The organism is Synechococcus sp. JA-3-3Ab, assembly GCF_000013205.1.
Taxonomy (GTDB): Bacteria; Cyanobacteriota; Cyanobacteriia; order Thermostichales; family Thermostichaceae; genus Thermostichus.
The window spans coordinates 33,311-47,923 of sequence record NC_007775.1; the positions used below are offsets into that span (position 1 = coordinate 33,311).

The following is a 14,613-nucleotide window of genomic DNA, read 5'->3' on the forward strand; positions in this document are numbered from 1 at the left end:
AAGCTCTGTACTAACTATAACAAAGAAGCAACTAAAGTGGCTCAAGGGCTTTTCCGCCGCGTACTAAAGTACGGGGCTACCAAGCTATCCTTTTGTGTAGCGCGGCTCGCAGTTGCATTCTATCTTCTGGGGTGGCACGGCGTCGTTGAACCAAAGCGCGAGGGTCTGTATCTCTGTTAAGCAAGCATGAACTTTTTTAACGATCCGGATAGCGGCTGCTGAGAGGAGAACTGAGGCCCCGTAGAATGAATCCCAAAATTCCAGCCAGGATCTTCGGACATGGATTACATTCGCACCTTTAACGACGATCCCTGCGAGGGCCATCTTTCAACGCCCATCAGTGACTCTTCTCTCACCCGTCTGTTTATCAACAACCTCCCCATTAACCGGCCTGGCCTATCGCCGCTGTTGCGAGGGCTGGAGATTGGGTTGGCGCATGGCTATTTTTTGGTGGGGCCAGAAATCGTGGTGGGCCCGCTGCGCGACTATCCTGAGGCAGCCAATTTGGGCGGGCTGGTCACGGCGATGGCGATTGTGCTGCTGGGAACCGCCTGTATGTCCGCCTATGGCAGCGTTACCTTTGGAAACAAGCCGGAAACGCCGGGCGCCAATCCTCTATCTACGGCCCGTGGCTGGGGGGATCTGACAGCAGGATTTTTCTTGGGAGGTATGGGTGGCGTGTTTGCTGCCTACTTCTTGTTGGAGAACTTTGCCGGGATCGACGCCATCTTTCGAGGGTTGGTGAATTAAGGTTAATTGAGTTGTCAAACTTGTCAAGGCACTGGAGAGGAGCAAGATCATGACCGGTTCTTACGCTGCTGCTTATCTTCCTTGGATTTTCGTCCCCATTGTCGGTTGGCTGCTGCCGGCAGTAACCATGGCTGTGCTCTTTTTGTACATTGAGCGCGACTAACTGGTTCTCATCTCAATGGGTTTCGGAAGAGGGATCCCTAGCTAGACAAGGGATCCCTCCCTTTTTGGCACAGCGGCTGTTTCTGGACGCGCTGCCGTCTTGCCTGGGGCAGTACCCGACCAAGGTTGGGTCTTCTTGCTTTTGGGAAAGGGGAACTTCCAAAGGACTTTAGAGTGGAGCAGGATCCGGCGAGCTGATCCCATACCAACAAGGAAAAGGGCAGCTTGCGCAACCCCCTTTCAACTTTTAACGAGAAGAAGAAGTCGATGGCCAGCCTTACAGCCTTTTAATTTAAAATAGGGTACAGGTATTCAAGAGGAAGGAGAGAAAGGAATGCCGACTCATTCTTTGGATTTGCGGCAAAGAGTTGTAGCAGCCTATCAGGCAGGTAACACCTCCATCCGCCAGGTAGCTAAACGCTTCATGGTGACCAAAAGAACAGTACACCGCTGGGTGCGTCAGTACCAACAAACTCAAGATTTAGCCCCTAAGAAAGCAGGCACCAAGCGAGTGGGCATTTTGGAACAACATCGGCAGGAAGTGATCGCAATTATTACAGAACACCCAGACTTCTACCTGTGGCAGTATCAAGAACTGTTGCGCGAGCGCTTAGGAATCAATGTAAGCATCGTCACGATACATAATTTCTTGAAAAAGCAAGGAATGACTCTAAAAAAAAGACCTACCGCAGTGCAAAAGTCAAAGAAGAGGAGGTGCAAAGGGAACGACTAGCTTATAGTCAAGAAGTCAGGAATATTCCAGCGGAGGATTTGATTGCCATCGACCAGACGGGAGTCTGGGAGGGAATGGAGCGGGGAGTATCTCGGAGTTTACGTGGTCAACGGGCTTATCATTACCGTCAGAGATACAAGGGTGAAAAGTATACGGTTATTGGAGCTATTTCCTTGAGAGGTGTAGTTGGCTGTCGTGTCATCAAGGGTGGGATGAAGAAAGGAGACTTTTTGGAGTTTTTGAGAAGCGAGCTATGTCCGAAGCTAGATGCGAGGAAGGATTTAAATATCCACAAGAGTCGGGAAGTTGAGGAATTGATTAGGGGGACAGGAGCACGAATCCTATACCTGCCTGTGTATGCGCCGGAGTTGAATCCCATTGAGATGATGTGGTCGGTGTTGAAGCATTTTATTCGGCAGCTTTGCAGAATTGGGAAATATAGCATGGAGCAGATAGTGAAGACTTCTTTACTACTGATCAATCCATCCTCCTTCCGAAGTTGGTTTGCTAAGTGCTGCTATTGTACCCCTTGAGCCCTTAACAGGCTGTACCACCCTCAGGGGAGAACCTGAGTAAAGAGGTGGTTAAGAATCCCTCTCCATTAGGCCAGAGCCCGGAAAAGAGGCTAATCCCCCAACTCCGGATCCGGCCGCACCCGCACCTCCATTTGGCGCAACAGGCGCAGCGAGCTCTCCGGCCCGTCGATCATCTGCTGCTCGTTGATCCAGTAGGTGGCAATGCCCAGGTCTTCCAGAAATCGAATGTAGGGATCCGGCGGCGGCCCGTCGAAAACGGCGGCTTTCTGAACGGAGAAGCCCTGTTCGATCCAGGGGGTGAGGGCAAAGCGCTCGTAGTAAAATAATTGCCCCACCACCTCCTGGAGCGCCTCTGCGGCATCTTTGTGGTGCAGCAATTTCACCTCGGCCAAAAGCAGGTGTCCATCCGCCACCGCCAGAAAGTCAAACGTGTGCTGGTCTTCCCGCACCTCCAGCCCAGCCAGGCGGAACCAGCGGCGAAAGTGGTGCAAGATCTCGTTGTGGCGTTCGCTGCGCTCCAACTGACGGCGACGGCGGCGCTCTGCCATCAGCGGGTCTGTCCCGGCACAGGCAGGGATCCCGCTGCTGCGAAACTGGGGCGGCTCATCCGGATCCAAAACCACCTTGCCCCCAGCAGGGTGATGCAAGAGGGGGGGCATAGGAGGCAGGAGCTCGGCGGATCCCCACTCCACCTCCGGCTGCGCAGCCAGGGCGAGCAGATGGCGATTGAGAGGGTGCTCAGGGTGGGTGTCAAACAACAGCTTGAGTTGGGAGTGGCTGAACTGAAAATCCAGGCGAAACTGCTCCACCGAAAGGCTGCTGCGCCCCTTTTGCAGAGTCTCCTGGCCAAAGTAGAGCATCACCAGCAGAGGATAGATGGGCAGGGGGCGATGGGGCGGGATCAGCATGGCCCACATCGCGTCAGTCCAGTGGGGGAGCAAAATCTCCGCCTGTTTGCCCTTGCCCACCACCTGCAGCATTTTGGGGTGTCCCGCCTGCCAGCCACAGGGGTGGTCGTCGAAGCCACAGGTTTGCCGCCCCTGATCCACGCTCAAGGGGTAGCGCCCGTCGTAGAGGCGAAAAGGACAGAGATCCCGGTCTTCGGCCAGAAAACGCTCGTCCTGCCACAGATGGGCGGCCAAAGCATGACAACCAATGCCCTCCTGGCTGTTGCAAGCCTTAAGCCAGCGCCGTTCCGCCAATTTGCCGCCCACTTTGCTCGGCGCCAGGGGTTGGACAAGGCCGTTTTCCCCTTGGTTAAACAGGGGCCACACCAAGGGCTCCCCCGTCTCCGGCAGGGTGGGCAGCAGGGGGTGGACTTTGCTGTAAAACGGGTCGCAAATGCGCTGGGCCACCTGCTGCAGAGGCAGGCCATGAGGGGATCCCACCGCCGGCAGAAGAGATCCCGAGCCGGCCTGGGCGCGATGGTACTGGATGGCCAGGGCCACTTCTACTCCTATTGGACGCAGTTCCGGCGTCAACTGCCGGTAACGCTGCAGCAGCCGCGAGGCTTGCACAAACAGGTCGTAGCGCCGAACTGGGACTGCGTCAGCCATAGGGTTGCCGGAGAAATTCCTCGCCGACTTGAGCAAAAGCTGGCTATGGACGAGCTTCTCGGTCTCAAACAGGATCGAGATTGGGTTTGTTGTGTCTGCAAATGCTGACTTGCCGAGCGCAGCGGCAGGAAGGCCCGTTTCGCTTGGCACCAGGTCAGTTGTCAGTGTAGTAGAGAAACCCCGGCGCGGAAAGATTTTGCGACTTGCTCCCGCCAAAACCAGCGGCAACAGGCTAGCAGGGAACGATGCTCCGGCCCTAACTCGGTTACCGAGAGCCGGTGCGGCGGTTTCGCTTTCGGCAATCCCATACCTTTTCCGGGATCCCCGGCTGCCTGGGCTACCATAAAAAGCTGTAGGGCTTTTGCATGAAGCATCACAGGTCATGGCCAATATTCAGCGGGATCCTGAGGTCAACGGGTCGGCGGCCACCGCCCTTTCTTCACAGCCTCAGCCTTCGGCGCCCCCCTTGCCTTTGCTGGTTATGTTTCGCCTGGGCCTATTTCAGATGGGCTTGGGGATGATGTCGCTGCTGACGTTGGGGGTGCTCAACCGGGTCATGATCGACCCGGAGCTGCTGGCCATCCCGGCTACGGTGGTGGGGGGATCCCTGGCCATGCACCAGTTGGTGTCTCCAGCCCGCGTCTGGTTTGGGCAGCTTTCCGATGCCAAGCCTTTGTTGGGGACGCACCGCAGCGGCTATGTGCGCCTGGGATCGGTGTTGTTTGCCCTGTGCATCTTCTTGGCGGTGCAGGTGGTGTGGGGCTTGGGGCAGAGCTTTGCCAACAGCGGCTGGTCGCCGGCTACCTACGGCTGGATTGCTCTGGCTGCCTTGATGTTTGCTCTCTACGGGCTGTGTCTGAGCGCCTGCTCCACGCCCTTTGCGGCGCTGCTGGTGGATGTTTCCGATGAGCACAACCGCTCCCAGTTGGTGGGGATCGTCTGGTCGATGCTGATGGTGGGCATCGCCGGGGGGGCGATTGGCTCGGCGGTGCTGCTGCGCGGCCTGGATGCCGAGAACTTACAGAGCACGATCAACCGCCTTTTCATCATCATCCCTGCCGTGGTGATCCTGCTGGGGGTGATCGCCACCTGGGGGGTGGAAGAACGCTACTCTCGCTACGGATCCCGTTCCACCTTGGTGGGTCGGGAAGACCAGATCACCCTGGGCACGGCCATTAAGGTGCTCACCGCCAGCCGCCAAACCGTGATCTTCTTCGGCTTTTTGGCCCTGATGACCATGGGCCTGTTTATCCAGCAGCCGATTCTAGAGCCCTATGGCGGCGAGGTGTTCGGCATGACCGTATCCCAAAGTACCCAGCTCAACGCTTTCTGGAGCCTGGGCATTTTGGCGGGAATTGTGGTGACCGGATTTTTCATCGTGCCCAAGTTGGGCAAGCAGACCACCACCCGCCTGGGCTGCTTGCTGGTGGCCCTTTCTTTTGGCCTAACCATTGCCTCAGGGTTTACGGGCGAGCCGCGGCTGCTGCAACTGTGCATGATCCTGTTCGGCTTAGCTTCCGGGATCACCACCAACGGCGCCATCAGCTTGATGTTGGATTTGACAGCGGCTGAGACTGCCGGCACCTTTATTGGGGCTTGGGGCCTGGCCCAGGCGATGTCGCAGGCGCTTTCTACCCTCATTGGCGGCGCCTTGCTGGATTTGGGGCGGCTCCTCTTCCCCACTTCCTCGGTGCTGGCCTATGCCACCGTCTTTGGGGTGGAGGCGGCGGTGATGCTGCTGGCGGTGTACTTGCTGGGACGGGTGAGCGTGGCCGAGTTCCGGGAAAACACCAACCGCGCCCTGACCGAGGTGCTGGCGCTGGAGCTGGAAAGCTAACGCCCTTTGGCCGGCTCGTAGTGGCGACACCCCTGGCAGGGCCCGCTGGGGTTGACGGCGCAGCGCAACAGGGGCGAGCGGGCGTTGAAGCGGCAGGAGGGATCCCCCAGAAACTGGCCTGCTTCGGGAGGTGGGCTCACCGGGCGAATGAGGGCGCGGATGCCGCAGAGGTGATACTTGCCCTGCCGCAATTGGTAGGAATGACGCTTTTCCAAAATTAGGTAGTGCTGCTCGGCCAGTTGGATGTAGGTACCCGGATGGGGGCTGCTCTCCCAGGGGCATTCCTCCACCACCTCTCCCGAATCCGCATCGATCCACTGAATGGGCAAGGCCGGGTTGACAGAAGACATAAGGTGCCAGGGAGGCCAGCCTGGAGAACAGACCGGCAAACAATAGGATGGACGCGGTTTTGCCTGTACTCGCTCTATTTAGTGTAGAGGATTTTCCTTGGGCGGGCCGCCAATTGGGTGGGAGGGTTGAGTCCTAGGTTCTCGCGCCTGATCTAGATCTCCTTCTTCCGAAGGGAGGTCACCTCCATCTCTCCCGCCTCGAGTAGCCAGAAACCTCATCTCTTGCCGAGGGGGTTACCTTAGACCCTGTTTTCTCACTGTGGCATGATGGGTCAGAAGCAAAAATTGGTAGCCTGGCCGAGGATAGGCCACGGGTGAGCCACATCTGCCTGGAGCGACCGGAGTCCTTATGGTAGGGCAAACCTTGGCTGGCCGCTATCAGATCCTAGAAGAACTGGGATCCAGCGGGCAAACCTACCTGGCCCAAGATGGCCATTGCCCCGAACAGAGCTGGGTGGTGATCAGGCGTTGGCAACCTCGCTCTCCCAAGGGGGAAGAGCCCTCTGCTGCCCGGCAGCGATTTCAACAGGCAATGGCGCTGCGGGAACGCCTGGGATCCCATGACGCTATCCCGCGCCTGCTGGCCTATTTTGAGGAGGAAGGGGGCTTTTACTGGGTGGAAGAGTGGATCCAGGGGCAGACACTGGAACAGGCCCTGCGCCAGACCACGGAGCAAGGGCAGCTTTGGTCAGAGGTGGAGGTGCGGGCCTTTTTGCAAGATGTGTTGCAGACTCTAGCCTTTCTGCAGGGTGAGGGGGTGAGCCACGGCAATTTGCGGCCCTCTTGCTTGCTCTGCCGACAGTCCGATGGCCGTTGGATGGTATTGGGCTTGGGCCAAGCTATGGCCTCTGCCGGTTCTGGATTGGAGGCTTCCTCTGCTGGCGGCGACCTCGATGCCTTGGGCCTCCTCGCCTTGCAAGCCCTCTCAGGGATCCCGACCCACAAGCTGTTTCGCGATCCGTTGACGGGAGAGCTGCGCTGGCACGATCTGGCTCCTACCAGCGCTCCTTTCGCCGCTTTTTTGGATGGCCTGGTGGGTTGCGACCCGCGGCAGCGCTTTGCTTCGGCAGCGGCAGCTCTGGCTGCCTTGCAGGCTTTGTCTCTGGCAGAAGGTGTCTCTCCCGGCGCTGAGATCTTGCCCGACCCTGTTGCCGTCGATCCCTGGCAGGAGCCGACTACGCCGCCGCGCTCTCCCGTATCGTTGCGGGCGCGTTTCTGGATCCCACCGCTTTGGGCGGGGAGCAGCCTGGCGGCTTTGCTGGTTTTGTTCGGAGTTGCTGCCTGGCAACTGGCGGCCAACCTTAGCCGGTGGGGAGAGAAGGCAGTTGTGCCTAGGGACTCTGTCCCGCCCGCGGGAACAATGGCAAATTTGGGATCCGCTGGGCCCAACAGCTTCAGCTTCACAGAGCAGCCGCCCAATCCCTCCAAGACTGGAAGCCCTGCCCTCGACTTGGCAGATTGGGCCAAGTCCTTACGGCTCAAGGCCAAGCTGGAAGGTCCCGCCGCCATCACCGCCCTGGCCATCAGCCCGGATGGAAATCTCCTGGTTGCCGGGGGGGATGACGGCGTCATCCGCTTTTGGGATCCCCAGGCCGGCCAACTACTGCAGAGCTGGACAGGCCACGAAGGCTCGATTGAGACGCTGGCCATCAGCCCGGATGGCACCTTTTTGGTGAGTGGAGGGGCAGACAAGACGGTGCGGGTCTGGGATCTGGCTGCTCTAGGGGATCCCGCCCTGCGGTCGGGGGAGGGGGTGCCACGGCTGCAATTGCAAGGACACACCGACTTGATCAACAGCGTCGCCATCAGCCCCGATGGCCGTTGGATCGCCAGCGGCAGCGCCGACCGCACCATCCGCCTTTGGCAAGCCGAGGACGGCCAGTTGGTGCGCACCATCGACAGCGCCGCCTACCCGGTTACCCAAGGGGCAGGCATTACGGCAGTGGCCTTTGCTCCCTCTGGGTTGGCGGAAGAAGGGAGCTCGCCCTGGATCCTGGTGGCTGCCAATGGGAATCCCGCCGTCTATCTCTGGGATCCCAGGAGTGGAGCGTTGCTGAAAACCCTCGAAGCCGACTACCCCATCGAGCAGGTGCTCCTCAGCCCCGATGGCCGCCACTTGCTCGCCGCCAGCGCTTCCGGCATCTGGATCTGGAACGTGGGCACGGGATCCCGGGAGCGCACCCTGCCCCAGCCCTTATCCGGCTTGGCCACCCTTGCCCTCAGCCCCGATGGTCGCTTGCTGGCCAGCAGCACCGATCACCGCGCCCAGCAGATCAAACTCTGGGATCTGCGCAGCGGCAAAGAGTTGCGCACTCTGGGCGGCCAGACCTGGATGGTGAGCGCTCTGCTGTTCGGCCCCGATGGTCAGACCCTTCTCAGCGGCGGCGCCGATGGCGCCATTCGCATCTGGGGGCCAGAACATCCCGCCTCTGAAGCGGAGAAGGGGACTCAGCCTTGAGGAATCAAGCCAGGTAGAATACTCGACGGAGGAGGGATCCCGGCAGAGCATGGGCAGAGTAGTCATTATCGGGGCGGGGCTGGCCGGCTTGACCTGCGCCAAGGTGCTGGCCCAAGCGGGCCAAAGGGATGTTCTGGTCCTAGAGAAAAGCGACAGCCCCGGCGGGCGGGTGCGCACCGACGCGGTGGAAGACTTTCGTTTGGATCGCGGCTTTCAGGTGCTGTTTACGGCCTATCCCCAGGTGCGGCGGCATCTGGATCTGAGCCAGCTCGATCCCCGCCCCTACCGTCCGGGAGCCATGTTGGCCCAACCCGGTCGCTGCTGGCTGTTGGGAGATCCCCTGCGGGATCTGTCCAGTATCTTTCCTTCCCTGCTCAACCCCTTGGCCAGCTTTGGCGACAAGCTCAAGGTGCTGCAGTTGCGGGCAGAGCTGGCGCGGCGCACCCCGGAGCAGGTTTTCCAAGAAGGACTGGGGGGATCCGATTGTTCGGTGCGGGAGTTTCTGGAAAGGTACGGGTTCTCCGCCAAGATCTGCCAGCACTTTTTCTACCCCTTTTTCCGCGGCATTCTTTTGGATCCGGAGCTGGCCAGCAGCGCCCGCCTCTTGGCCTTCTATTTCAAGATGATGGCCGAGGGAGCCATCGTCACCCCGGCCTTGGGTATGGGAGAACTGGCCCGCCAACTGGCCGGCCACCTTGCCCCAGAGCAGATCCGCTACCAAACCCCGGTGGAGCGCATCCTGGTCCAAGAGGGAAAAGTGCGCGGGATCCGCACCGCCGACGGCGAGGAGATCCCTGCCGAGTGGGTGGTCTGCGCCACCGATGCTCCTCAAGCGCGGGCCTGGCAAGCGGAGCTCTGCCCCCACGCCGCTGTACCCATCCCCACCCAGGGACGAGCGGTGACCTGCCTTTACTTCTGCGCCCCCTTTTCCCTAACTCGCGGCCCTTATCTGTACCTCAACGCCGGCGGCCAAGGCTGGATCAACCACTGGGTGCAGCTCACCCACCTCAGCCCGGCGCTGGCTCCTGCTGGCCAGCACCTCTATTCGGTGACGGTGCTGGGAAATCCCCCTCTGGGCGATGAAGAGCTGGCCCAAGCCTGCCGGGCCGAGCTGCAGGTCTATTTTCCCAAAGCCCCCTTGAAACAGTTGCGCCTGCTGCGGGTGTATCGCATCCCTTTTGCCCAGTTTGTGCAGCCGCCTGGCTTCCAGCAGCATTTGGTTCCCACCCATAGCGGCCTGCCAGGCCTTCTCTGGGCTGGAGAGTACACTCACCAGAGCAGCATCGAGGGATCCCTGCGCAGCGGCGAACAGGCAGCGGCGTGGATTCTCCAAAAATCGGCCTTGTAGACTTTCTTAACTCTACTCCCGGAACCAAAGCTGGGATCCCGTGGTATGAAGGGGGTGGACTTAATCGCCCACAGGGATCCCTCCGCCATGCAAAACGCCACCCTTAGCCCAATCCCGCTCCTGCGGCGGTCGTTTGAGTTGGTAGGTCCCATCTACTGGCCGCTGCTGATCCTGGCCTCTCCAGGCTTTATCCTGGCCATCGTCACGGAGCTGACCCCACTTCTCGGGGACATCCTCCGACCGGCCTATGGCATTGTTGCACCGATCCTAGGCGGAGCAGCCTTGTGGCTAGTGGATCAGCACCTGAAGCGGCAAGCTCCCCTGCTGGGCAACAGCCTCAACCGAGCGGTCTCGAAGGCAGTGCCTCTAGTTCTGAGCACCCTCTTAGCAGCACTCCTCTCTTGCCTTGCCTCCATCTTTCTGATCATTCCAGGCATTTATGTAGGGGTTAAGCTGGCCCTCACACCTTGTGCCATTGCTCTAGAAAATCAAGGAACTACAGGAGGGCTGCGCTACAGTTGGAATCTCGTCAAAGGTCGTTGGTGGGGCGTGTTTTGGGCCCTTCTGGTCCTGGGCTTGATTCTTGGTTTTGCGGGTGTATTGATAGTTGGATTTGTCATAGTTGTGGCTGATGTTGGCGACTTTGGGGTGAGAATGGTTGCGGCTGCTGCTGCCACAGCCGTTATGCCCATCTTCTGGGTCTATGTGGTTCTCCTGTTCCGATCCCTGCAACGATTGAAGGGGCAAGCAGCCTCCTAGTTTCCGCTTTTGCCCCCATTGGGGATAGCAAAAAGGGTGCTCCCCGTGCCTAGCTTTGAGATGAGAAGGGATCCCTTTTTGGGATTTCGGCTCAACCCAAGATGTCCTAGGTGAGATCCCGTGGTATGAAGGGGGTGGACTGGGCTGCCCACGAGGATCCCTCTGCCATGCAAAGCGCCACCCTTAGCCCGATTCTGCTCTTGCGGCGGTCGTTTGAGTTGGTAGGTCCCATCTACTGGCCGCTGCTGATCCTGACCTCTTCTAGCCATATCGCGTTCTTCGTTGTAGGTCTGACCTCACCTTCCCTCGGGATGATCCTCTCCTTGCTCCTCCTGGCCTATGTCCTAGTCGGCGCGCCCATCTTGACAGGAGCAGCCTTTTGGCTGGTGGATCAGCACTTGAAGCAGCGAACTCCCTTGCTGGGCAATAGCTTGGATCAGGCTTTCTCTAAGGCAGTGCCTCTGATATTCGGCAGCCTCCTGGTGAATCTGATTTCCTCACTAGGGATGCAGCTGTTTGTGTTTCCCGGCATCTATTGCCGGGTAAGGCTAGCTTTCACCCTCTGCGCAATTGCCCTGGAGGACAAGGGTGCCACAGAAGGGTTGGGCTACAGTTGGAACCTGGTCAGGGGCCGTTGGTGGGGGGTGTTTTGGGCATTCCTGGTCGTGGTTTTGATCTTCGGCATCTCAATCCTGCTTTTGCCTTTTGTTGTGGCGATCTTGGGAGCTACCCTAGCTGCAGTTGTAACTGGGGGTAATACCGACATCATAGGACTTGCGCTTCTGGTTTGGGCGCCTGTGGTAGCTCTCTTAGCAGTTGTGGTCGGGTTTGCCGCTTTCACGGCAGTCACGCCTATCTTCAATGTCTACACGGTGCTCCTGTTCCGATCCCTGCAGCAGCTGCAAGCGCAAGCAGCGTAGTTTGGCTTGCCCTCACCCCCAATCCTTCCCCCCTGGCGAGAGGGAAGTTGCAGTTGGCCTAGGGAGAAGGGCGCTCCAGGATCCCTCCCCCCAGCAGGAGATCCCCGTGGTACCAGACGGCGGCTTGGCCAGGAGTGACCCCAAACTGCGGCTCGGCAAACTGCAGCTTTACCCGCTCCGGCGATTCCGGGATCAAGGTGGCCGGCACGGCGGGGGTACGGTAGCGCACCTGCACTTCTACCGCTAAGGGCTCGTCCGGCGCAGGGGTCGAGACCCAGTTCACCTGCCGCACCCAGGCCTCGGCTTGGGTGGCTTCTTCCCGTTCCCCCACCACCACGCGGTTCATGGCCGCATCGATGCGCACTACATAGAGCGGGCGGGAAGAGGCAATGCCCAGCCCCTTGCGCTGGCCAACAGTGTAGTGGTGAATGCCCTGATGGGATCCCAGCACGCGCCCCTGGGTATCGACAATTTCCCCCGGCCTTTGACCCAGGTGCTGATCCAAAAAGTTGCGCATCGAGCCGTAGGTCTCGATCAAGCACAGATCCTGGCTTTCGGGCTTATTTGCCGTAACCAAGCCGTAGCGCGCGGCAATCTGGCGGGTTTGGGCCTTGGTGTAGTTGCCCAAGGGGAAGAGGCTGTGGGCCAGGTGCTCTTGGCTGAGGTCGTAGAGAAAATAAGACTGATCCTTCTGCCGATCCACCGCCCGCAGCAGTTGATATCGCCCCAGCTCGCTGTTGAAACGTACCCGCGCGTAGTGGCCGGTGGCAATCTGAGAGATGCCCAGGGTCTCGCGGGCATAGGTTAGCAAGGGACCAAACTTCACCAGCTTGTTGCATTGCGAGCAGGGCAGCGGTGTGATCCCGTCCGCATAGCCGGCCACCAGGTAATCGACAATGTTGGCTTGGAACAGCTCGCGGCTATCCACAATATGGTGGGGGATCCCCAATTGCTCACAGATGGCGGCGGCGTCCACCAGGCCGTCGGTGCAGCACTGGCCTTTCCCCCGCATCAGCCAGAGAGTCACCCCCTCCACGGCATAGCCCTGTTCGTGGAGAATGGCCGCCACCGTGGAGCTGTCTACCCCCCCAGAGAGAGCCGCCACAATGCGAGGCCGAGAGGGGGAGCCGGCTATTTCTGGAGCAACGAGAGGATAGGGGCTGGTAGCCATCGCAGAGCAGAGGATCAGGAAAACCAAAGGCCGGCAAATCCTCGACGGAGCCCTCCGAGAACCCCGTCCCTACATCAGGCCGAACCCAGATCTTCAGCTTAGCTTGCTTCTGAATCGGCTGGCCGGGATCCCGGTTCCGGGAAGCCCCTTTGGCGCAGCCGCCGCAGCGAATCCAAAGCCGCCGCGGCAACGCTATCGTGGGGATCTTTGGCCAGATAGTTGAGGGCGGAAACGCTCTTGGGCGAAGGCAGATTTCCCAAGGCCTGGGCCAGCCGCTGCCGCACCAGCCAATCTTCCGACTGGGCAAACCGCAGGATGTGATCCAACGCCCGCAAATCCCCCAGTTCTCCCAGAGCAGCAATGGCCGCCTGCTGCAGCAGCTCTTCCGGCCCCTCCAACGCCCGCAGCAATACGTCGTAGGCTCGGGGATCCTTCAGGTTGCCCAGGGCCACGGCGGCGCTGAAGCGCACCAGCCACTCCACATCTTCATAAAAAGCACGCACCAGCGCCTCAAAAGCCCGCGGATCTTCCAAGTAGCCCAGGGCGCCTGCCGCATCGGCGCGAATGCCGTAGTCCGGGTCTTGGGTGAGAATCTCCAGCAGCTTGGGCAAACAGGCGTCCGTCTGCTTGATCCCCAAGGCAAACACGGCAAAAGAGCGCACCTGCAGGTTTTCGTCGTCGATGACCTGCAAAATCAGCGGCACCGCCTCTTCTGCCGGCACATCCCGCAATTGCGCCAAGGCCACCATGCGATCCGCAGGGCGCGGGCTGCGCAGCCGCTCGGCAATCTCCTCCAGACGAGCGGGGTTGACAGGATCCAAAGCAGAGACAGTCATGGCGTTAACAAATTTTTACAGTCTCTCTTCATTATGGCAAATTGGGCTGCGCTCAGATAGGGGCCGGCTTTGCCTACGCCGGTCGGGATCTCTATTGACAGGGGCTGAGGCTTTGATTGGAAATCCTAGCATTGTTGTCGAAAAAAGCAGCTCGATTGAGCCCCATCCCCAAGATTTTGGCTATTTTGGTGATGCGAGGCTCTCTCCCGGTGGTCTCTATGCTGAAATCTCTACCTGCTCGCCAACTGTTCTCACTTGGGATCCTCTTGTTGTCGGCAGGGGGCCTGGTCTGCTTGTCCCCTCGTTTGTCTTCTGCGTTGGCCAACGAACAAGCGGTTCCCGAAGCGGAGCTGGCGCTGCAGCCCCTCTTGCCCCCGGGATCCCGCATCCTCCGCTCCCGTCGGCTGAGCGACACAGAAGCCGAGATCTGGGTGGAGTCGCGCGGCGGCAGCAGCCCTGTAGTTATGCGGCTCAACGCCTCAGGCCGTTGGGAACAGGATATGAACGCTACTCTGGCCCGCGGAGCCAGCCAGATGCAGGCTCTTGCCCGGCAACAAACGGCGAGCCTGCCTCCAGGTTTTGGCCAGACTGCCCCCGACCAACCTCCGCCCCCGCTTGTGCCCTCCCTCTTGCAAACCACTCAAGCCGCCTCCAGCCTGATCCCACCGGTGGATCGGGAGCAGGAAACCCAGCGGGCCTTGAGTGGGGCGGGACGGGCGGATCCCTTTGTGCCCCAAAACGTGCGTGCCCCTGAGCCAACCCTTAACCTGCCACCTCTACCTCCGCCGCCGGAGCTGCCGCCGCCCGGCAATGGTGGCGAAGTGCCCGTAGCAGTGACCACGCCGCTCCCGACCCCCACTCGTGACCCGGCGGCCTTTGCCCGCAGCGTGCAGGTTTCTGGGATGATCCAGATTGGTGGCGAATCCTTTGCTTTGGTTTCCGGCCCAGGCGTCATTCCTTCTGTGGTGCAGGCCGGGCAAAACTACCAAACTGCCAGGGTGGCCGGAGTGTCGGTGCCGGAGCGACGGGTTGTGCTCTCGGAAGGAGGCGAGACCGTCGTGAAGACAATGCAAGACACCACTGTGATCGTGGGTGCGCCCTAGCCGTGGCTATTCCAGACCACAACGAGACACCAGAGAGACTGGCGGTTTGATGCAGTCTCCTGTCTTTGGGCAAGGGATTTTTCCAAGGTCAAGT

13 protein-coding genes are annotated in these 14,613 nt (G+C 59.7%); 9 read left to right on the top strand and 4 right to left on the bottom strand.

The window, feature by feature from the left end; translation table 11 throughout:
- Window positions 1–279: 279 nt before the first annotated feature.
- From CYA_RS00165 to CYA_RS14340, 3 genes are all read left to right on the top strand, one after another.
- Window positions 280–750: a photosystem I reaction center protein subunit XI gene (locus tag CYA_RS00165; protein ID WP_011428959.1), complete on the top strand. Its 471-nt coding sequence runs from the start codon at window positions 280–282 to the stop codon at window positions 748–750.
- 49 nt (window positions 751–799) lie between these two features.
- Complete coding sequence (locus tag CYA_RS00170) at window positions 800–913, top strand: photosystem I reaction center subunit VIII (RefSeq protein ID WP_011428960.1); 114 nt, start codon at window positions 800–802, stop codon at window positions 911–913.
- A 333-nt stretch (window positions 914–1,246) separates the two neighbouring features.
- Window positions 1,247–2,178, top strand: a protein-coding gene (locus tag CYA_RS14340; RefSeq protein WP_148203167.1) for an IS630 family transposase whose coding sequence is annotated in 2 segments (ribosomal slippage) — window positions 1,247–1,583 and window positions 1,583–2,178 — 933 coding nt in all. Because the reading frame shifts where the segments join, the coding sequence is not laid out codon by codon here.
- Between the two features lie 92 nt (window positions 2,179–2,270).
- Here the strand turns inward: CYA_RS14340 and CYA_RS00185 are convergent.
- Entirely contained in the window at window positions 2,271–3,737 is a 1,467-nt protein-coding gene (locus tag CYA_RS00185) for a hypothetical protein (RefSeq protein ID WP_011428963.1), read from the bottom strand.
- Window positions 3,738–4,119: 382 nt separating this feature from the next.
- Here CYA_RS00185 and CYA_RS00190 point away from each other — a divergent pair, with 382 nt between their 5' ends.
- Window positions 4,120–5,574 carry a BCD family MFS transporter gene (locus tag CYA_RS00190; protein WP_011428964.1) on the top strand — a complete coding sequence of 485 codons (1,455 nt, stop codon included), beginning with the start codon at window positions 4,120–4,122 and terminating at the stop codon, window positions 5,572–5,574.
- On the opposite strand, the gene CYA_RS00195 is transcribed toward CYA_RS00190, so the two are convergent.
- Window positions 5,571–5,924 (bottom strand): DUF6464 family protein, encoded by a 354-nt coding sequence (locus CYA_RS00195; protein ID WP_071813485.1) that lies wholly within the window; start codon window positions 5,922–5,924, stop codon window positions 5,571–5,573. The two genes, CYA_RS00190 and CYA_RS00195, sit on opposite strands and share 4 nt — an antisense overlap.
- 349 nt (window positions 5,925–6,273) lie before the next feature.
- Here CYA_RS00195 and CYA_RS00200 point away from each other — a divergent pair, with 349 nt between their 5' ends.
- From CYA_RS00200 to CYA_RS00215, 4 genes are all read left to right on the top strand, one after another.
- Complete coding sequence (locus CYA_RS00200; protein ID WP_011428966.1) at window positions 6,274–8,382, top strand: WD40 repeat domain-containing serine/threonine-protein kinase; 2,109 nt, start codon at window positions 6,274–6,276, stop codon at window positions 8,380–8,382.
- 49 nt (window positions 8,383–8,431) lie between these two features.
- Window positions 8,432–9,730 carry an NAD(P)/FAD-dependent oxidoreductase gene (locus CYA_RS00205; protein WP_011428967.1) on the top strand — a complete coding sequence of 433 codons (1,299 nt, stop codon included), beginning with the start codon at window positions 8,432–8,434 and terminating at the stop codon, window positions 9,728–9,730.
- Window positions 9,731–9,775: 45 nt separating this feature from the next.
- Window positions 9,776–10,489, top strand: coding sequence for a hypothetical protein (locus tag CYA_RS00210; RefSeq protein WP_148203168.1), 714 nt, complete (start codon window positions 9,776–9,778; stop codon window positions 10,487–10,489).
- Window positions 10,490–10,614: 125 nt separating this feature from the next.
- Window positions 10,615–11,409 (top strand): glycerophosphoryl diester phosphodiesterase membrane domain-containing protein, encoded by a 795-nt coding sequence (locus CYA_RS00215; RefSeq protein WP_011428969.1) that lies wholly within the window; start codon window positions 10,615–10,617, stop codon window positions 11,407–11,409.
- Window positions 11,410–11,467: 58 nt separating this feature from the next.
- Here CYA_RS00215 and mnmA read toward each other — a convergent pair whose 3' ends face one another.
- Window positions 11,468–12,580, bottom strand: a complete 1,113-nt coding sequence (gene mnmA, locus CYA_RS00220; protein WP_011428970.1) for a tRNA 2-thiouridine(34) synthase MnmA — start codon at window positions 12,578–12,580, stop codon at window positions 11,468–11,470.
- 98 nt (window positions 12,581–12,678) lie between these two features.
- A complete protein-coding gene (locus CYA_RS00225; RefSeq protein WP_049749694.1) occupies window positions 12,679–13,416 on the bottom strand; it encodes a HEAT repeat domain-containing protein in 738 nt (245 codons plus the stop codon).
- Between the two features lie 155 nt (window positions 13,417–13,571).
- Here CYA_RS00225 and CYA_RS00230 point away from each other — a divergent pair, with 155 nt between their 5' ends.
- The gene (locus CYA_RS00230) at window positions 13,572–14,519 is read left to right on the top strand and encodes a hypothetical protein (RefSeq protein WP_228375382.1); all 948 of its coding nucleotides are present in this window, start codon (window positions 13,572–13,574) and stop codon (window positions 14,517–14,519) included.
- Window positions 14,520–14,613: the final 94 nt, after the last annotated feature.